The organism is Bradyrhizobium sp. SRL28 (assembly GCF_018596315.1).
In the GTDB taxonomy this organism is placed as follows: domain Bacteria; phylum Pseudomonadota; class Alphaproteobacteria; order Rhizobiales; family Xanthobacteraceae; genus Bradyrhizobium.
Genome location: NZ_JAHEAG010000004.1, coordinates 155,412 through 173,729, shown reverse-complemented (window position 1 = coordinate 173,729; position 18,318 = coordinate 155,412). Strand labels below are relative to the sequence as shown.

Annotated in this window: 19 protein-coding genes; 2 read left to right on the top strand and 17 right to left on the bottom strand. The window is 64.1% G+C overall.

Features of this window, described 5'->3' with window-relative positions:
• Positions 1–530 precede the first annotated feature (530 nt).
• From KIP88_RS12315 to rsmI, 12 genes are all read right to left on the bottom strand, one after another.
• Positions 531–1,223: a cytochrome c3 family protein gene (locus tag KIP88_RS12315; protein ID WP_214488178.1), complete on the bottom strand. Its 693-nt coding sequence runs from the start codon at positions 1,221–1,223 to the stop codon at positions 531–533.
• 9 nt (positions 1,224–1,232) lie between these two features.
• The gene (locus KIP88_RS12310) at positions 1,233–1,730 is read right to left on the bottom strand and encodes a nitrate reductase cytochrome c-type subunit (RefSeq protein ID WP_214488177.1); all 498 of its coding nucleotides are present in this window, start codon (positions 1,728–1,730) and stop codon (positions 1,233–1,235) included.
• Positions 1,703–4,198: a periplasmic nitrate reductase subunit alpha gene (napA, locus tag KIP88_RS12305; RefSeq protein WP_214488176.1), complete on the bottom strand. Its 2,496-nt coding sequence runs from the start codon at positions 4,196–4,198 to the stop codon at positions 1,703–1,705. Before napA ends, KIP88_RS12310 begins: the two co-directional genes overlap by 28 nt.
• Before the next feature lie 3 nt (positions 4,199–4,201).
• Positions 4,202–4,465, bottom strand: coding sequence for a chaperone NapD (locus tag KIP88_RS12300; RefSeq protein WP_214488175.1), 264 nt, complete (start codon positions 4,463–4,465; stop codon positions 4,202–4,204).
• Positions 4,462–4,743: a 4Fe-4S dicluster domain-containing protein gene (locus KIP88_RS12295; RefSeq protein WP_214488174.1), complete on the bottom strand. Its 282-nt coding sequence runs from the start codon at positions 4,741–4,743 to the stop codon at positions 4,462–4,464. Before KIP88_RS12295 ends, KIP88_RS12300 begins: the two co-directional genes overlap by 4 nt.
• A gap of 7 nt (positions 4,744–4,750) precedes the next feature.
• Positions 4,751–4,942 carry a periplasmic nitrate reductase, NapE protein gene (napE, locus tag KIP88_RS12290; RefSeq protein ID WP_214488173.1) on the bottom strand — a complete coding sequence of 64 codons (192 nt, stop codon included), beginning with the start codon at positions 4,940–4,942 and terminating at the stop codon, positions 4,751–4,753.
• A gap of 264 nt (positions 4,943–5,206) precedes the next feature.
• Positions 5,207–6,745, bottom strand: coding sequence for a YifB family Mg chelatase-like AAA ATPase (locus KIP88_RS12285; RefSeq protein WP_214488172.1), 1,539 nt, complete (start codon positions 6,743–6,745; stop codon positions 5,207–5,209).
• A gap of 188 nt (positions 6,746–6,933) precedes the next feature.
• Complete coding sequence (locus tag KIP88_RS12280) at positions 6,934–7,245, bottom strand: hypothetical protein (protein WP_214488171.1); 312 nt, start codon at positions 7,243–7,245, stop codon at positions 6,934–6,936.
• Between the two features lie 129 nt (positions 7,246–7,374).
• The gene (locus KIP88_RS12275) at positions 7,375–8,346 is read right to left on the bottom strand and encodes an MBL fold metallo-hydrolase (protein ID WP_214488170.1); all 972 of its coding nucleotides are present in this window, start codon (positions 8,344–8,346) and stop codon (positions 7,375–7,377) included.
• A 145-nt stretch (positions 8,347–8,491) separates the two neighbouring features.
• Complete coding sequence (gene gshB, locus KIP88_RS12270) at positions 8,492–9,439, bottom strand: glutathione synthase (RefSeq protein ID WP_214488169.1); 948 nt, start codon at positions 9,437–9,439, stop codon at positions 8,492–8,494.
• A 34-nt stretch (positions 9,440–9,473) separates the two neighbouring features.
• Positions 9,474–9,887 (bottom strand): YraN family protein, encoded by a 414-nt coding sequence (locus tag KIP88_RS12265; protein ID WP_214488168.1) that lies wholly within the window; start codon positions 9,885–9,887, stop codon positions 9,474–9,476.
• A complete protein-coding gene (gene rsmI, locus KIP88_RS12260; protein ID WP_214488167.1) occupies positions 9,874–10,839 on the bottom strand; it encodes a 16S rRNA (cytidine(1402)-2'-O)-methyltransferase in 966 nt (321 codons plus the stop codon). The genes KIP88_RS12265 and rsmI overlap by 14 nt, the downstream gene beginning before the upstream one ends.
• Positions 10,840–11,063: 224 nt before the next feature.
• On the opposite strand from rsmI, the gene KIP88_RS12255 reads away from it, so the two are divergent.
• Positions 11,064–12,272 carry a penicillin-binding protein activator gene (locus KIP88_RS12255; protein WP_214488166.1) on the top strand — a complete coding sequence of 403 codons (1,209 nt, stop codon included), beginning with the start codon at positions 11,064–11,066 and terminating at the stop codon, positions 12,270–12,272.
• A 1-nt stretch (position 12,273) separates the two neighbouring features.
• On the opposite strand, the gene KIP88_RS12250 is transcribed toward KIP88_RS12255, so the two are convergent.
• The 5 genes from KIP88_RS12250 to rph form a co-directional block, all read right to left on the bottom strand.
• Positions 12,274–13,119 (bottom strand): hypothetical protein, encoded by an 846-nt coding sequence (locus KIP88_RS12250; protein WP_214488165.1) that lies wholly within the window; start codon positions 13,117–13,119, stop codon positions 12,274–12,276.
• Positions 13,116–14,225, bottom strand: coding sequence for an aminotransferase class I/II-fold pyridoxal phosphate-dependent enzyme (locus KIP88_RS12245; protein WP_214488164.1), 1,110 nt, complete (start codon positions 14,223–14,225; stop codon positions 13,116–13,118). Before KIP88_RS12245 ends, KIP88_RS12250 begins: the two co-directional genes overlap by 4 nt.
• Before the next feature lie 205 nt (positions 14,226–14,430).
• Entirely contained in the window at positions 14,431–15,603 is a 1,173-nt protein-coding gene (hemW, locus tag KIP88_RS12240; RefSeq protein WP_214488163.1) for a radical SAM family heme chaperone HemW, read from the bottom strand.
• Positions 15,596–16,225, bottom strand: coding sequence for an RdgB/HAM1 family non-canonical purine NTP pyrophosphatase (gene rdgB, locus KIP88_RS12235; RefSeq protein ID WP_214488162.1), 630 nt, complete (start codon positions 16,223–16,225; stop codon positions 15,596–15,598). The genes hemW and rdgB overlap by 8 nt, the downstream gene beginning before the upstream one ends.
• A gap of 11 nt (positions 16,226–16,236) precedes the next feature.
• Complete coding sequence (rph, locus tag KIP88_RS12230) at positions 16,237–16,950, bottom strand: ribonuclease PH (protein WP_214488161.1); 714 nt, start codon at positions 16,948–16,950, stop codon at positions 16,237–16,239.
• Between the two features lie 192 nt (positions 16,951–17,142).
• Between rph and hrcA the strand changes: the two genes are divergently transcribed.
• A complete protein-coding gene (gene hrcA, locus KIP88_RS12225) occupies positions 17,143–18,231 on the top strand; it encodes a heat-inducible transcriptional repressor HrcA (RefSeq protein WP_214488160.1) in 1,089 nt (362 codons plus the stop codon).
• Positions 18,232–18,318 lie beyond the last annotated feature (87 nt).

The window sequence follows — 18,318 nt, the reverse complement described above, 5'->3', positions numbered from 1 at the left end:
TCGGCATCCTCATAGCGAGTGGTGCGAAGCGAGCCGGGGCGATTGCCGCGTAAGGCCTCAGACCCGGCGCATGCGGGGCATCCAATACGCTGCGGCCCATCCACGTCATTGCGAGCGCAGCGAAGCAATCCATTCTTTCTTTATGCCGCGACATGGATTGCTTCGCTGCGCTCGCAATGACGTGGTGATAGCGACGCAGCACAGGGTCGTCGTCCCCCGCGCATGCGGGGAATCCAGTACGCTGCGGCCTATCGGTTCAATCACTGGCGTCTCTGGAATACTGGGTCACCCGCCCCAGTGCGCAAGTGCGCACAAGGCGGGTGATGACGACTGAATATGACTTCGCATTCTCGCGGCGCAATTCGCCCGAGGTTTGCTTAAAAGCTTCCCGCCCTCTTAGGGTGGGCAAAGCGGAGCGTGCCCACCATCTATCTGGATCGTCGCGTCGACAATGGTGGGCACGCTACGCTTTGCCCACCCCACGTTTCTTTGCTCGGCGTTGCGCAATGCGAGCAATGCCTGAGCACGCATTACCGCTCCGATTCGGTCGCTGCGAGATATCTCATCAGCTCATCGCGCGGATCCTCGCGAAAGCTCTGGCGATCCCGTTGTTCGGGCGGAGCCCGCCAGCCCGGTTCGATGCCGGTCATGTCGGGCAGTTCATGTGCGATGCCCTTGTGGCAGTCGATGCAGGTCTTTTCCCCGGTGACGAGGAACTTGCCGTGGATTTCCGCGGCGCGTCGGGTTTGCCTGGTGAAATCCATGGCGACGGCGGAATGACAGTTGCGACACTCCAGGGAATCATTGGCCTTCAGTCGCGCCCATTCGTGCTTGGCGAGTTCGAGCCGATGATCCAGGAACTTCTGCCGCGTGTCGATGACGCCGAAAATCTTGCCCCAGACTTCCTTCGACGCCTGCATCTTACGGGCGATCTTGTCGGTCCATTCGTGCGGAACGTGGCAGTCGGGACAGGTGGCCCGGACTCCCGAGCGGTTCGTGAAATGCGGCGTGTGCTGCAGCTCCTCGAACACGTTGCTGCGCATTTCGTGGCACGAGGTGCAGAACTTTTCGGTGTTGGTGATCTCCAGCGCGGTGTTGAAGGCACCCCAGAACAGGACGCCGCAGACGAAGCCGCCGAGTGCGAGGAAACCGAGGCTCAGATGCGCGCTCGGACGGCTGGCGATGTTCCAGAACCAGATCAGGAGTGACTTGAGCCGCTGCATTGCAGGTTCTCACTTCTTCTCGGGACCGATAAGAAGCATATCCTTGAACGTGCTGGGAACGAGCGGCTGCGCGTCCGTCTGCTGGACGTGGCAGGCGGTGCAGAAGTAGCGCCGGGGTGTCACGTCGGCGAGAACCTGACCGTTGCGGTCCATGAAGTGGGTAACGCTGATCATCGGCGCCCCGGAGCCTTCGGTATACTGGCGCCGGTGACAGTCGAGGCAGCGATTGGTCTTGAGCGTGAGCTGATAATTGTCGATGGAATGCGGAATGATCGGTGGCTGCTCAGGATAGTTGCGCATCAGCCGCTTGTCGTCGATGACCGGCCGCGCCAAAGCGGGCGCCGGTACATCGCCCATCGGCGAGGCGGCGCCGGTGACGCGCGGCACGACCTGCGGCGCGTTCTGGGCGTAGATCGCGCCGCAGACGAACACCAGCATGCCGCCGAGCAGGGCGCCTGCAATGGACGAGCGAAACCGCATCAGGCCGGAATGATCTTGACCGCGCATTTCTTGAAGTCCGTCTGCTTGGAAATGGGATCGGTTGCGTCCAGCGTCACCTTGTTGATGAGCTGGCTGGCGTCGAACCAGGGAACGAAGACCACGCCGTGCGGCATCCGGTTGCGCCCCTTGGTGTCCACGCGGCTCCTGATTTCGCCGCGCCGGGAAATCACGCGCACCTCCGCGCCCTCATTGATGCCCCGGGCGCGCGCGTCCTCCGCATGCATGTAGACCCGGGCGCCGGGGTACGCCTTGTAGAGCTCGGGCACGCGCATGGTCATCGATCCCGAGTGCCAATGCTCGAGCACGCGACCCGTGACCAGCCAGATATCGTATTCCTTGTCGGGGGATTCGGCTGGAGGTTCGTAGGGCACCGCGATAATGCGCGCCTTGCCGTCCTTGTTGCCGTAGAAGTCGACGCCCTTGCCGGCTTTGACATAGGGATCGAGGCCTTCGCGATAGCGCCACTTCGTCTCCTTGCCGTTGACGACAGGCCATCGCAGCCCCCGCACTTCGTGAAGGGTGTCGAAATCAGCTACGTCGTGGCCATGGCCGCGGCCGAACTGGGCGTACTCCTCGAACAGGCCCTTCTGCACGTAGAAGCCGAAGGCTTTTGCTTCGCGGTTTTCGTACTCGGCGGGAATTTCGGTAGCCGGGAATTTGTCCACATTGCCGTTGCGGAACAGCACATCGAACAGCGTCTTGCCGCGGTAGTTGGGATTCGCAGTCAGGATCTGCTCCGGCCACACCTCGTCGGTGGTGAAGCGCTTGGAAAATTCCATCATCTGCCAGAGGTCGGAGCGCGCCTCGCCGGGCGCGTTGACGAGCTGTCGCCACACATGCGTGCGGCGCTCGGCGTTGCCATAGGCGCCTTCCTTTTCGACCCACATCGCCGCCGGTAGAACCAGATCGGCGGCCATCGCGGTGACGGTCGGATAGGCGTCGGAAACGACGATGAAGTTGTCGGGATTGCGGTACCCGGGATAGGTCTCGCGCGAATTGTTCGGCGCGGCCTGCAGATTGTTGTTCACCTGAATCCAGTAGAAGTTCAGCTTGCCGTCGTGGAGCATCCGGTCCTGTTCGACGGCGTGGTATCCCGGCTTCTCCGGAATGATGCCGTGCGGGACGCGCCAGATTTCTTCGGCGTGCTTGCGGTGCTCCGGATTGGTCACGACCATGTCGGCGGGCAGACGATGCGCGAAGGTGCCGACTTCACGCGCGGTGCCGCAGGCGGATGGCTGCCCGGTCAGTGAGAACGGGGAATTGCCGGGTTCGGAGATTTTTCCGGTCAGCAGGTGCAGATTGTAGAGGAGCTGGTTGGCCCATACGCCGCGCACATGCTGGTTGAAGCCCATGGTCCAGAGCGACATCACCTTGCGCTTCGGATCGGCATAGAGCTCGGCGAGTTCCTGCAGGAAGCCGCGTTCGACGCCTGACAGCTCGGAGACCTTCTCGAGCGTGTAGTCCTTCACAAAGGCGGCATAGGCGTCGAAGTCGATCGGCTGGGTGGCGCCTGCGGTCGCCGCGCCCTTGGCTTTGACCTCGAGCGGATGGTCGGCGCGCAATCCGTAGCCGATGTCGACCGTGCCCTTCACGAAGGTGGTGTGGTTCTTGACGAAGTCCTGGTTGACCCGTCCGGTCGTGATGATGTGGTTGGCGATGTAGTTCAGGATCGCCAGATCCGTCCCCGGCTTGAACACGATCGGGATATCGGCGAGATCGGAGCTGCGGTGGGTGAAGGTCGAGAGCACCGCGACTTTCACATGCGGATGGCTGAGGCGCCGGTCGGTGAGACGCGTCCACAGGATCGGATGCATCTCGGCCATGTTCGAGCCCCACAGCACGAAAGCGTCCGCCGCCTCGAAATCGTCATAGCAGCCCATCGGCTCGTCCATGCCGAAGGTGCGCATGAAGGCGACGGCCGCTGACGCCATGCAGTGGCGGGCATTGGGATCAAGATTGTTGGAACGGAAACCGGCGCGCATTAGCTTGGTGGCGGCATAGCCTTCGAACACCGTCCATTGCCCCGAGCCGAACATGCCGAGCGCCGTCGGGCCCTTGTCCTTCAGCACCGTCTTGGCGCGGGCGGCCATCACGTCGAAGGCCTCGTCCCACGACACCGGCGTCAACTCGCCGTTCTTGTCGAACGCGCCGCCCTTCTTGCGCAACAGCGGCGTGGTCAGGCGGTCGCCGCCGTACATGATCTTGGAGAGGAAATATCCCTTGATGCAGTTGAGCCCGCGATTGACCTCGGCGAGCGTGTCGCCGTGGGTCGCAACGACCTTGCCTTCCTTGACGCCGACCATCACCCCGCAGCCGGTGCCGCAGAAGCGGCACGGCGCCTTCGACCATTTGATCTCCAGCGATCCGACGCCGCCCGGCACCGGCTGCGCGTTTGCTGGAATCGTCATGCCGGCGGCTGCGGCGGCGACCGCAGCGGCCTGGGCCTTCAATAATTCGCGTCGCGAGAGTGACATGATCTAGTCTCCGATATCGGCTAGGCTCTCGACCTGCTCGAACACCATGTTGGCCGACAGGACGCCTTGCCAGGATGCGATTTCGGCGAGACGGCCGCCGAGAATTCCGCTCTCAGTCGCCTCCATCACGATCACGATTTTCGACGCATCGCGTTGATGGATCTCAACGCCGGGCAGCGCCGCGAGCGCGCGCAGCACTTCGTCACGACGTTCCGGCAACACGGATACGACCGCGCTCGATATGTGAATGGTGGCTTCCGCGGTCATGAAGCGTCTCCATGACGCGCGGCGCCCAGCGTGATGGCCTCCCCCGGGCATGCGCCGACGCATTCGCCGCATCCGGTGCAGGCGGCTTCATTGACGATGGCCTGCGGTGGCAATCCGATGCGGGGACGAAAGCGAATGGCTGAAGCAGAGCAGACATCACCGCAGGAGCGGCAGAAGATGCCGGCTTCGGCGAGGCAGTCGCCGCCGATCACCGCCACGGGTTTGGAAAGAAATTGACCGCGGAAGAAAGCCCGGCGCGAAGGTCCCTGGGTTTCCATGGCGACCTCATGCTCCCGGAGGGCCGGGTGGCCCGAGGATCAATTGAGACATCCAGACCAGAAAACCGTATCCGCCGACCACGCCAACGGCGACTACCGGCCAGATAAAGGCGGCGATGATGGCGAACACAATCAGTTCCGCGCGCCGACCAGTTCCAAGCGCCGGTTGTGCATCATGTTTACCTGACGTGTCGCTCATATAACGACCTGCCACCTTCGGAGATCGAACAGTACTGACCGGCCGCACGCTCCCGTGGGTGCCAGTCAACCTGTCACTTGCAATCGGACGGATTGGGCGGCGACGGGCCTGCTCCGCTGCAGGATGCTCGACCGCACGTGCGGGAGCTTATCGGCCTCTCGGCAAAGCCTTCATTGATCTGGATCAAATAATGAAGGACAAAGGATTGGATTATTTGATGATCTTTCAGGATCCGTGTGTGCGGGACAGGGATCGTGCGACGCACTATGCCGCGCGACGCAGATCCTCGGCCAGTGCGCGATAGGACAACGCCTCCGCCAGATGAAGCCGGCCGATTTTTTCCGCGCTGTCGAGGTCGGCGAGCGTGCGGGCGACGCGCAGCACGCGGTGATAGCCGCGCGCGGTCAGCTTCATGGTCTCCGCCGCGTCGCGCAAAAGTTTTTGCCCCTGCGCGTCCGGTTGCGCGATCGTTTCCAGCAGCGAAGCCGGCGCTTCGGCGTTGGTGCGGATATGCGGCATGCCGGCGGCGGCATAGCGCGCGAGCTGGAGGTCGCGGGCGGCGGCAACGCGGGCTGCGACTTCCGCGGAACCTTCGGAAGGCGGCGGCAGGATCAGGTCGGCGGCAGTCACGGCCGGCACCTCGATGCGCAGGTCGATGCGGTCCATCAATGGGCCGGAGATGCGCATCTGGTAATCCGACGTGCAGCGGTCGACCGGTGCGCGCCTGCAGGAATAGCCGGGCTCATAGGCATGGCCGCAACGACACGGGTTCATCGCCGCGACCAGCATGAAGCGTGCAGGGTAGGTGACGCGGTGGTTGGCGCGCGACACCGAGACCTCGCCGTTCTCCAGCGGCTGGCGCAGCGAATCGAGCACACGCGCATCGAACTCCGGCAACTCGTCGAGGAATAATACGCCCTGGTGTGCGAGCGAGATTTCGCCGGGTTTTGCGCGCATGCCGCCGCCGGTCAGCGCGGCCATGCTGGCGGAATGATGGGGCGCGCGGAACGGCCGCCGTGCCGTCAAGGCGCCGTCGCGGATTTCGCCGGCGACGGAGGCGATCATCGAGACTTCCAGAAGCTCCGATGGCGACAGCGGCGGCAGGATCGAAGGCAGCCGCGCCGCCAGCATCGATTTGCCCGCGCCGGGTGAGCCGATCATCAGCAGATGATGGCCGCCGGCCGCAGCGAGCTCCAGCGCGCGCTTGGCACTTTCCTGGCCCTTGATGTCGCGCAGATCGAGATGCGTCGCCTCCGGCTCGTGCACTTTCGGCTGCGGGCGCGACAGCACCTGCGTGCCTTTGAAATGGTTGGCGATCTGGATCAGCGATTTTGCCGCGATGATCTGGATATCGGGGCTTGCCCAGGCGGCTTCCGTTCCGCACGCCGCAGGACAGATCAGGCCTTCCTCGCGCGCATTCGCGCCGATCGCGGCCGGCAGCACGCCCGCCACGGCGGCGATCGAACCATCGAGCCCAAGCTCGCCGAGCACGGTAAAGCCGTTGAGCGCGTCCGGCGGGATGGCGCCGATCGCCGCCATCAGGCCGAGCGCGATCGGCAGATCATAATGGCTGCCTTCCTTCGGCAGATCGGCCGGGGCGAGGTTGACGATGATCCGCCGCGCCGGCAGCGCCAGCCCCGAGGCGATCAGCGCCGAACGCACCCGCTCGCGCGCCTCCGACACCGCCTTGTCGGGCAGGCCGACGATGGCAAACGCCGGCAAGCCAGGTGCGACCTGCACCTGCACGTCGACCGCCCGGGCCTCGATCCCCTCAAAGGCTACAGTAGAAACCCGCGCAACCATGCTGCCCCTCGTGATGCAATCGAAGGTAGCGGGGAACCGGAGGGCAAGTCAAGAACATTAAGGGAACATAGTGGGTAGGTTTTAATTCCGCGTGTACGAATAGCGCGGCGCCACAACCGCTAGCCGTCAACGAATGCACTCCCCCGCCGTTTCCAAATAAGGGCTTACGGAAACTGGGGGGCGCCCCCTCAATTCAGCTTCCCCACCGCAATCGTCGCCGCGCTGCCTTGCGGCTGCTCCAGCATCTTCAATGCCGCATCGAGGCTGTTGCGCAGATTGGCGGCGGCGTTGGCGCTGCAGCGCAGGCGGCCGGAGGAGATGAATTTGACCTCCGTCGATCCGTCCGGCTTCGGCACCAGAATGCGGGTCGCCAGCTCGACCTCGACCGCACCGTTCATGGTGCCGTAGGCGCCGACGATGTCGAAATAGACCAGCGGGGCCGCGGCCCCGGTGTCCTCGTAAATCAGGTCGGACGGCTTGGCGGGCGGTTGGTCGGTCAAGGGGCTTCTCCCGGATCGCACAGGTCATGATTCGCTGATCAAGACTTACGCGATCAGGTAACCGATCCCTAACGCGAGACGGGAGATTCGGGGCCGGCCGTGTCGACCGGCCCCGGACGTCGATTCCCCTCAGAGTTCCATCTTCATTGGCTCGGGATAATAATGGAAACCATCGCCGGTCTTGGCGATGTGGCCATAGCCTGGCCAGGCGAAGTGATAGGACATGACCGGGGTCTTGTTGGCCGCGATTGTGTCGAGCAACTTTACCCGGGTCCCTGCCGCCTGTTTCGGGTCGGTGTCGTAGGAAAACTCCATCCGCGGCTTTTCGAGCAACAGCACGGCGTGATGCGTGAGATCGCCGAGGAAGGCGAAGGATTTGCCAGCCGACGTCACCATGAAGATGGTGTGGCCCACGGTGTGGCCGGGCGCCGCGATCGCCTGCACGCCGGGCAGGAATTCCTGGCCGTCCTTGATGAACACGATGCGATCGCGCACCGGCATCAAATTCTTGCGGGCGTGAATCACGAAATCCTTCAAGGGACTGCCAAGCTTGCCTTCATCGGTCCAGAACTCGAAGTCGCTCTGGGTGATGTAGACCTGCGCGTTGGGGAATAACGGCTTGTCGTCGGCGCCGACGAGGCCGCCGATATGATCGATGTGGGCGTGTGAGCACACCACGGCGTCGATGTCGCCCGGCTTGATCCCGGCTTCCGCCATGCTCTTCTGCTGTCGGCCCGTGGTCGGCCCGAATGCTTTCGACGTGCCCATGCCGGTGTCGAACAGGATCAGCTTGTCGCCGTTGTTCACGATCGGTGAGTTCTGCTCGAGCACGACATTGTCGGGATTAAGGAAGTTGTCGGAGAGCATCTTCCTCACTTCTTCATCGGGCACGCCAACGAAGGTGCCCTTGGGAGGGCCGAGCGGCAGCGTGCCGTCGGAGACCACGGTCACTTCGGCGTCGCCGAGAACGAAGCGGTGCCAGTAGGGTGTCTGCGTGCCAAGTTTTGGCGCCTTGGCCAGCGCGCTGCCGCCGAGAAGGGTCGAAGCGCCCAAACCGGCGCCAAGCGCAAGCAAAGACCGTCGTGAAACGTTCATCGTCATACGTCTTCCTCCACTGTTCTTATGAATTGCAGCATGCTGCCCGGACAGATTCATCCGTAGCTACACGCTGCTCCCGCTTCCCGAAATTGGCAAGTAGGAGGAGGCGACAGAGGTGAGATGCGAAAATGCGATGACAGGCGGCGCGCTATTTTGCGCCGCGCTTCTTTTCGATGGTATCCCAGATTTTTGCCGCCACATCCGGCCCGCCGAGCTTGGCAATCGCGCGGATGCCGGTGGGGCAGGTGACGTTGATCTCGGTAAGATTGCCGTCGATCACGTCGATGCCGACGAACAGCAATCCGCGCTCGCGCAGCGCGGGCGCGAGCGTGTCGCAAATCTCGCGTTCTCGCTCTGAGAGTTCGGTGGCCTGCGCGGCGCCGCCGCGGACCATGTTGGAACGCAGATCATCGGGGGCCGGCACACGGTTGACGGCGCCGGCGAATTCGCCGTCGACCAGGATGATGCGCTTGTCGCCGTGCTTGACCTCGGGCAGGAAGCGCTGGATCACCCAGGGCTCGCGGAAGGTGACCGAGAACATGTCGAACAGCGAGCCGAAATTCATGTCCTGCGGCATGACGCGGAAGACCGCCGCGCCGCCATGGCCGTGCAGCGGCTTCATGACAACGGCGCCGTGCTCGGCGCGGAACGAATTGATTTCGTCGAGGTCGCGCGAGATCAGCGTCGGTGGCATCAGCTGCGGAAAGTTCAGCACGAACATCTTTTCTGGCGCGTTGCGCACGCTGGCGGGATCGTTGACGACCAGCGTCTTGGGATGGATTCGTTCCAGCAAATGCGTCGAGGTGATGTAGGCGATATCGAACGGCGGCTCCTGTCGCAACAGGATGACGTCGAAATTGGTCAGCGGCTCGCGTTTGGGTTCGCCGAGGGTAAAATGGTCGCCGATTTCGTCGCGCACGGTGAGCTTTTGCACCGGCGCCACCAGCTCCTCGCCGCGCAGCGAAAGCTGGTCCGGGGTGAAATAGGAAATGCTGTAGCCGCGCTTTTGCGCCTCCAGGAGCAGCGCGAAGGTCGAATCGCCGCGGATGTTGATACGCGCGATGGGGTCCATCTGGACGGCGACATTCAGTTTCATAGGGGAGGGTCCGGGTCTCTGGAGGGGATACTTATTAAGTGCTGGCGTCGAATGCCGCTAACAGATGGCGTGGCAGACGCCGCGGCGCAATCAGGATGGCATCAAAACGGAGCTCAAATTCGGCATGCTCGGGATGCGCCATCAGCCACCCTTGCGCGGCATCGATGATGCGGGCCTGCTGGCGCGGCGTCACGGCATAGGCGGCGTCATCGAGGCTGGCTCGCGCCTTGACCTCGATGAAGGCAATCAGACTGCGCTTCCTCGCCACCAGGTCGATCTCGCCATAGGGGGTGCGGAAGCGTTTGGCGAGGATGCGGTAGCCTTTGGCCATCAGAAAGGCGGCGGCGCGGCTTTCGGCCGAAAGTCCGGTGCGGAAGGCCGCGACCCGCTCGGGCGCGGCGAGTTTTGTCACGGTCTCCGGTGGGAACGGGCCTTCAGCCTTCGCCATCGTTGCCTCTGGCCTCCTTGTTAGTTTCCTTGGCGAGCTCCAGCGCGCGGGCATAGACCTCGCGGCGCGGCCGCCCGGAAAGCTCGACTGCGTGCGCCACGCTGTCCTTGACGCTGTCGCGCGCAAGCGAGGCGCGCAAGAGGTCGTCGAGGTCGTGCTGCGTCATGACCCCTTCATCGGCGCGCGGCGGGGCGACCACGAGCACGAACTCGCCGCGGGTTTCCAGCGTGCCGGCGGCCTTCGCCAGCTCCGCGACTGTCGCGCGCGTGATGTCCTCGTGCAGTTTTGTGAGTTCGCGGCAGATCGCGGCGTCGCGCCCGCCCATGATGTCAGAAAGATCGGCCAGCGTGTCCTGCACGCGGTTGCCGGATTCGAACATGACAAGCGTGGCGTCGATCCGGGCAAGCTCCGTGAGCCGCGTCCGCCGCGCGCCTTCCTTGGCCGGCAAGAATCCCTCGAAGAAAAACCGGTCGGTGGGCAGTGCTGCGACCGAGAGCGCCGTCAGCACCGAGGACGCGCCGGGCACCGCGATCACGGCGTGGCCGGCGGCACAGACCTCGCGCACCAGCTTGAAGCCGGGGTCGGATATCAAGGGTGTGCCGGCGTCCGACACCAGCGCGATCGAGGCGCCCTGCGCCAGCTTTTCCAGGATTTTCGGCCGCGCCATCGCCGCGTTATGCTCGTGATAGGGCTTGAGCTCCGCCGAGATCGCATAGCGCTCGGTCAGGCGGCGGGTGATGCGGGTGTCCTCGCAGGCGATGATGTCGACGCCGGCCAATGTCTCCAGCGCACGCAAGGTAATGTCGCCGAGATTGCCGATCGGGGTTGCCACCAGATAGAGGCCGGGAACCGGCTTCGGGGCATTCAGGACGTGGGCGCCAATGGAAAATGTTCTGTTGGCCGAACCCGGTTCGGTGTCAGGCCCGTAGTTGGAACTGGGTTTTGCGCGCATAATGGCAATCTAAAGGGGTCTTGGTGCAAGCGCTATATCTGGTGGGAGGGGAAGCAAGGCTGGAGTTCCCCGACGTGCGGCGGGGCTGTAATCCTTTTGTTTTGGTTAACTAATTCTCGACAATATTGCAGAATCCCGCATTCGGGTTCAGTAGCGGTTCAGGTGCCTCGGCCCAAAAAGCCGGAATCCTGGCCGACGGCGGTCGGTCAAGAGATAGAGACAAGATGGTAGGCCCGCTCAATCGCAAGCCTGGATCTCCGGATCCGCGGCTGTCAGGACCAACCCGGCGGACGGCGCTCGGCCTTATTCTCGGCGCGCCGCTGCTTGGCGCCTGTTCCGGCGGCCAGGTTTCCAATCCGTTCGGCCCGTCCGCACCCGAAGGACCCGCAGGGCCGCAGCAACAGCCGCTTGCAGTCGGCACCGGGCAGGTCAAGGTCGGCCTGATCCTGCCGCTCTCGGCCGCCGGCAATGCCGGCGTTGCCGCGCAATCGATGAAGAACGCGGCCGAGATGGCGCTGGCGGAATTCCAGGATCCGAATATCCAGCTTCTGATCAAGGATGACGGCGGCAGCCCGCAAGGCGCCCAGCAGGTCACCCAGCAGGCGCTCGGCGAGGGCGCGGAAATCATTTTGGGCCCGCTGTTCGCGGCCTCGGTGCCGGCCACTGCGCAACTGACGCGCGCGCGTGGCGTTTCGGTGATCGCGTTCTCGACCGACTCAAGTGTGGCCGGACGCGGCGTCTATCTGCTCAGCTTCCTGCCCGAATCCGACGTCAACCGGATCGTCGATTATTCCGCCAGCATCGGAAAGAAATCCTTCGCGGCGCTCTTGCCGGACAACGCCTATGGCAATGTGGTGGAAGCAGCCTTCAAGCAGGCGGTCGGCCGCAAGGGGCGTCTCGTCGCCTTCGAAAAATATAGCGTCGATCGCTCGGCTGCGGCGCGGACGGTAGCGCAGTCGCTCGGCTCGGCGGATGCGCTGTTCATCGCCGACGACGGCGAATCGGTCGTGGCGACGGCGGATGCCTTGACGGCGGCGGGCGCGAATTTGCGCAACATTCAGTTGCTCGGAACCGGGCTTTGGGACAATCCGCGCGTCTATGCGAGCCCGGTGCTGCAGGGCGGGCTCTATGCCGCGCCGGATCCGTCGGGCTTTCGCGGCTTCTCGGGTCGCTACCGCGCCAAATACGGCGCCGACCCCGTGCGTACCGCGACGCTGGCCTATGACGCGGTCGCGCTCGTCGCCGCGCTATCGAAGCAGGGCGCCCAGCGCTTTGCGCCGGAAACGCTGACCAACCCGTCGGGCTTTGCCGGCATCGACGGCCTGTTCCGCTTCCGCTCCGACGGCAGCAATGAGCGGGGGCTTGCGGTGATGAAGGTCGCCAGCGGCGGCAGCACGCCGGTCGCGGGATCGCCGAAGAGCTTTGGGGCGTAGGTTATCCGGCCTTTGTCGCGGTCGCGAATTCGGCTTCGTAACGCCGGCGGTTGCTCCAGTAGATGTTGGCGAACAGCGCAGCTTCCTGACGGTAGGGGATGTGATCCTCCCCGTCCTGACCGGCCTGCGCCTCGATCCATGCGGCGTGGTATTGGATGGCGCCTGAGCGGTCGCCCTGCAACGCGCGGATCTGAAATTCGAACATGTGCTGCTCGATCTCGCCGTAGCGGTCGTACCAGCAGGTCGACCATTGACGGTTCTGCAGCGCGAAGCGGCGGATCCAGCGTTCCGTCAGATCCATCTCGTGCTCGGGCTTGGAAAACATCACGTCGCGCCGCGCTTCCTGCAGCGTCTCGATCGCGACCGGCTTGTTCTTGTGCCAGAGCGTCTGCATCGACGCATCGGACAGGAAACGGTCGGCGTAGATCGGATACGGAAAGGCGATCTCGCGCAAATGCGGCAGCTCGAAGTAGACCCTGATCTCCGAACAGACGCTGGCCTTCAGCTCGTTGTCTTCCATCTTGCGGTGGAAGGCGTCGAAGCCGATGCCGGGGAAATAGGGCATGAAGGCCGCGTGGAACATCTCGTGCAGGCGATAGAGGTCCTCGATCGCCGGATTGTCGTAGGTTCGATTCATGGTGACGCCCCACCACGAGCAGAAGTGCGCACGCTCCAGCCGGTCCTCGGTCGAGTCGCAGAACAGCCGTGGCAGGCTCGCGAACTGTTCGACGATGTCGTGAATGAAACCGCCTTCGGCATGCGAGGCGCTGATCGGCGCGCTGCGCCACAGCCCGTGCACGTGCCGGTGAATCTCATCACGGCTGGTCAGGATGATCGGGTTCTTCACGGCGTGACTCCGGGAATAGCGATCGGCCCGGCCGTGCCGATCATTTCGGCCATGGTCGGCGTCAGGCAGAGCCTGAGCGGTGCATTGAGATCGCCGGCCGGCCGGCACAGGAATGCGGCGAGTGCGCGATCGGTGGTCGCGTGAGCGTCCGCCTGCGCCAGCACGTTCACATCGCACGGCGACAGCATGAGACCAAGATTGCGGCCGACGCGCGCGACGGCTTCGCGCTGAATGGGCCTGTAACGGCGCGGCAGATCGAACACGTCGTGACGTTCGAGCAGCGCCTGGCCTAGCTGCAGCGATGTCAGGTTCTTGAACCATTGATTGCCGAACAGGGTCGGCATCGCTTGGCGGCACAAGACGCCGCCGATACGGTCGTAATAAACCCCGAACGGTTTTGACAGGCTGAACGCCAGCGCCTGCACGGATGGGCTGTCGGCGGCGATCCGCATCGACGGCGGTTCGGCGATGGAGCCGACATAGGTGACGTCGAGCAATGCGCGGGGATGCTCGCTCGAAGCGGCAAGCAAAGAAAGAAACTCGTTGGCCTCGGGCCACACATTGCCGTCGATTGCGGACGGCTGGCTCAGGCAGAACAGCGCGGTTGCGGGCAGCGTCCGGCCGACGGCCTGCCAGTCGGCGCGGGGATGTTCGACCACGGCGATGCCGCAGGCTTCGGCATAGGCCTTGTAGCCTTCATACTCGCCGGCAAAGACGTGCACTTCCGGATTGAAGCGCTCGCCGCGCGCGCGGTTGCCGTAGGCTGTGATCACATGAAACAGCGCTTCGCTGCCGCCGGCGGTCGGGTAACGCCAGGGGAAACCAGCCGCATCGATCGTAACGACCGGCGCCGCCCACGCCATCCAGCGCTCGATAAAGGCTTCATGGGAGGCGTACTGCTTGCCGGTCCAGGCGTCGCGGAATTGTTCGAGATGATGGCGGCGCGCCGCATCCGGTCCGGCCACGGCATTGCCGAGGATGAAGTTCTTTGCGGCCTCGGTTTCGGGCATGACGAGGGCGTAAACCGTCTTGCTCGCGCCGGCGTCTTTGACGCGGCGGTCGAGTTCGGGATCATGGATCGGGGGAGTTATGGTCCGTTCGTTCACGATCGTCATTCAAGCGGCGGGGCAATCGGAACCGATCTACCACACTCTGTCAGACAGCGCCCGAAATCCCTGTGCGTTGGATTATCAAAGCGTTACGCCGCCAGTTGCGTAGCCCGGGTGGAGCGAAGCGTAACCCGGGATGGTCGCGCAAGCGGATAAACCGATCCCGGATTGCGCTTCGCTCCATCCGGGTTACGGATTCCCGTTACGCGGCGAGATCCGCAACCACCGCGTCCAGCACCGGAAAACCATCCTTCGTCACGCGCAGCCTGCCGTCGGCGTCGACGATGATGGCACCTTCCTCGCGGAGCACGGCGATCCGGCTCGGGTCGAGTGCGCGGCCGGACAAGGCCGCATAGCGTTTGGGATCGATGCCCTCGGCGAGCCGCAATCCCATCAGCAGGAATTCGTCGGCACGCTCTTCGCTGTTGAGAAAATCGTCGGTCACGACGCCATGGCCGTTGGCCTCGACGCGCATCAGCCAGGCCTCAGGGCGTTTTTCGGTCGCGATCGCGTGCCTGATACCGTCGATGTCGAGGCGGCCATGTGCGCCCGGGCCGATGCCGGCATATTCGTCGCCGCGCCAGTAGACCAGATTGTGCTGGCATTCGGCGCCTGCGCGCGCGTGGTTGGAAATCTCGTAGGCCGGCAAGCCTTGATGCGCGCAGACTTCCTGCGTCACATCGTAGAGCGCGCGGGCAACCGCCTCGTCCGGTGTCTTCAATTTGCCCGCCGCATGCAGGCCGAAGAACGGCGTGCCTTCTTCGATCGTGAGCTGGTAGAGCGAGAGATGTTCGGCGGCTTCCGAAATCGCGAGCTTCAGTTCATCCGCCCACATCTGCGGGGTCTGGTCGGGGCGGGCGTAGATCAGATCGAACGAGTAGCGGTCGAACGCGGTGCGCGCGATCGCGACCGCGTCCAGCGCTTCGCGCGCGCTGTGCAATCGTCCGAGCGCCTTCAGCGAGGCATCATCGAGCGCCTGCACGCCGAGCGAGACGCGGTTAACGCCGGCGGCGCGATAGCCGCGAAACCGTGTCGCCTCGACGCTGGTCGGATTGGCCTCCAGCGTCACCTCGACATTGTCAGCGACGCGCCAATGTTTGCCGATCGAATCCAGGATGGCGCCCACGGTTTGCGGCTGCATCAGCGAGGGCGTGCCGCCGCCGAGAAAGATCGACGTGACGGTGCGTCCCGGCGCGCGCGCTGCCGTGGTCTCGATCTCGCGCGCAAACGCACGGGCAAATCTTTCTTCGTCGATCGGCGCGTGCCGGACGTGGCTGTTGAAATCGCAATACGGGCATTTCGACAGGCAGAACGGCCAGTGCACATAGACGCCGAAAGCTTCTCGCTTCGGGTAGTGGCGTTCGGCGCTAGCCAAGACAGATCTCCGCCAGTTTGACGAAGGCGCGGGCGCGGTGCGACAGGCCGAGGCCGATCGGCGGCAGGCCGTGTTTCTCGATCGAGGTCATCTCGCCAAAGGTCCTGACGTGCCCGTCGGGCTGGAACGCCGGATCATAGCCGAATCCGGCGGTGCCGCGCGGGGGCCATACCAAAGTTCCATCGGCGCGGGCCTCGACCTCTTCGAGGTGGCCGTCCGGCCAGGCCACGCATAGCGCGGACACGAAATGCGCCTTTCGCTTGTCCGGCGTGGTCGCGCCGCGCTCCTGCAGCAGGCGCTCGATCCGCGTCATCGCCGCCATGAAATCCTTGCCCTCGCCGGCCCAGCGCGCCGAGTAGATGCCGGGTGCGCCGTCCAGCGCATCGACCACGAGGCCGGAATCGTCGGCAAAGGCCGGCAGTTGGGTCGCCTGGGCGGCCGCGATCGCCTTGATCGCCGCATTGGCGCGAAACGTCTGGCCGGTTTCCTCGGGCTCGCCGAGGCCCAATTCGCCCGCGGAAACGGCCTCGACGCCATGCGGCGCCAGCAATTCCCGCATCTCGGCGAGCTTGCCGGGATTGTGGGTCGCGATCACGAGGGAGCCGGTGATTCGACGGTGCATGTGCGATCAGACTACGCGACGGCCATTTTCTGCAAGTCCACCAGACGCGCGACACCCTTGCGCGCCAGTTCCATCAGCGCCAGGAACTCGTCCTGCGAAAATGGCGTCTTCTCGGCAGTGCCCTGCACCTCGATGATGCGGCCGTCGCCGGTCATGACGAAATTGGCGTCGGTCTCGGCCTCGGAATCCTCGGCATAATCGAGGTCGAGCACCGGCGTGCCCTGATAGATGCCGCAGGAGATCGCGGCGACATTGTCGCGCAGCACGTTGGCCTTGATCATGTTGCGGCTCTTCATCCAGGAGATGCAGTCCGCCAGCGCCACCCAGGCGCCGGTGATCGAGGCGGTGCGCGTGCCGCCATCGGCCTGGATCACGTCGCAATCGACCGTGATCTGGCGCTCGCCGAGCGCTTCGAGATCGACGGCTGCGCGCAGCGAACGGCCGATCAGCCGCTGAATCTCGACCGTGCGCCCGCCCTGCTTGCCGGCGGCGGCCTCGCGGCGGGTGCGCTCCAGGGTGGCGCGCGGCAGCATGCCGTATTCGGCGGTGACCCAGCCACGGCCCTGGCCCTTCAGCCAGGGTGGCAGCCGCTCTTCCAGCGTAGCCGTGACCAGCACGTGGGTGTCGCCGAATTTCACCATGCAGGAACCTTCGGCATATTTAACCACGCCGCGTTCCAGCGACACGGGGCGCAACTGATCGGGCGCACGGCGGCTTGGCCGCATGGGAAGTCCTTTCGAAATCGAGCGAAAAACCGTTTGCGGTGCTTGTAGGTGGGGGCGTGCGCAGCGGCAAGGGCCTTTGGCCCCGGTTTCATGATGTTTTGACCCAGTTTCTCCGCTCGAACGCCATGAAGAAAGGGACGCTTGTCATTGCCCCGCCGGAACGACAAATTAGGGGCTATCAGGGAGCTGACAGTGGCCCACCACGATCCGATTGGCCTGATCGCGCCGCATGCCGGGCTCGCCCAGCTCAACGAGCGGTCACGCGACATTTTTCGTCAAATCGTCGAGAGTTATCTCGCGACCGGCGAACCCGTCGGCTCGCGCAATATTTCGCGGCTGATCGCGGTGCCGCTGTCGCCGGCTTCCGTCCGCAACGTGATGTCGGACCTCGAGCACCTCGGGCTGATCTATGCGCCACATACCTCTGCCGGGCGGCTGCCTACCGAACTCGGCTTGCGGTTCTTCGTCGACGCTCTGATGCAGATCGGAGACCTTACCGAACCGGAACGGGAATCGATCCAGAGCCAGCTCGCCTCCGTCGGGCGCGCGCAATCGGTCGAGGCGGCGCTCGGCGAAGCGTTGACGCGGCTCTCCGGCCTGACCCGCGCCGCCGCCGTGGTGCTGACAGCCAAATCCAATTCGCGGCTGAAACACATCGAATTCGTCCGGCTCGAGCCGGAGCGTGCGCTGGTGGTGCTGGTCGGCGAAGACGGCCAGGTTGAAAACCGCGTGCTGGCACTGCCGCCCGGCGTTCCCTCGTCCGCGCTGACCGAAGCGACAAACTTCCTCAATTCGCGGATTCGCGGCCGGACGCTTGCGGAAGCGCGGCTTGAGCTCGAAACCGCGCTGACGCAGAGCCGCGTCGAACTCGATCAGCTGACGCAGAAGGTGATCGCGGCCGGCATCGCAAGCTGGTCCGGCGGCGACAATGACGACCGGCAACTGATCGTGCGCGGGCACGCCAATCTGCTGGAAGACCTGCACGCGCTGGAGGATCTCGAGCGCGTCAAGTCGCTGTTCGACGATCTCGAGACCAAGCGCGGCGTGATCGATCTGTTGGGCCGGGCCGAGCGCGCCGAAGGCGTGCGGATTTTCATCGGATCGGAGAACAAGCTGTTCTCGCTGTCCGGTTCCTCCACCATCATCGCCCCCTATAGCGACGCCGCGGGCCGTATCGTCGGCGTTCTCGGCGTGATCGGGCCGACGCGGCTGAACTATGCAAGGGTGATTCCGACGGTGGATTACGCCGCCCGGATCGTCAGCCGGATGCTGGGCGGCTAATCCGCCCGAATAGGGCCCCAATCTGGGCTGGTTGTGCTTGATTTTCGGCCCCTAAAGCACGATATCCCGCCCAGCAAATCCCCATCG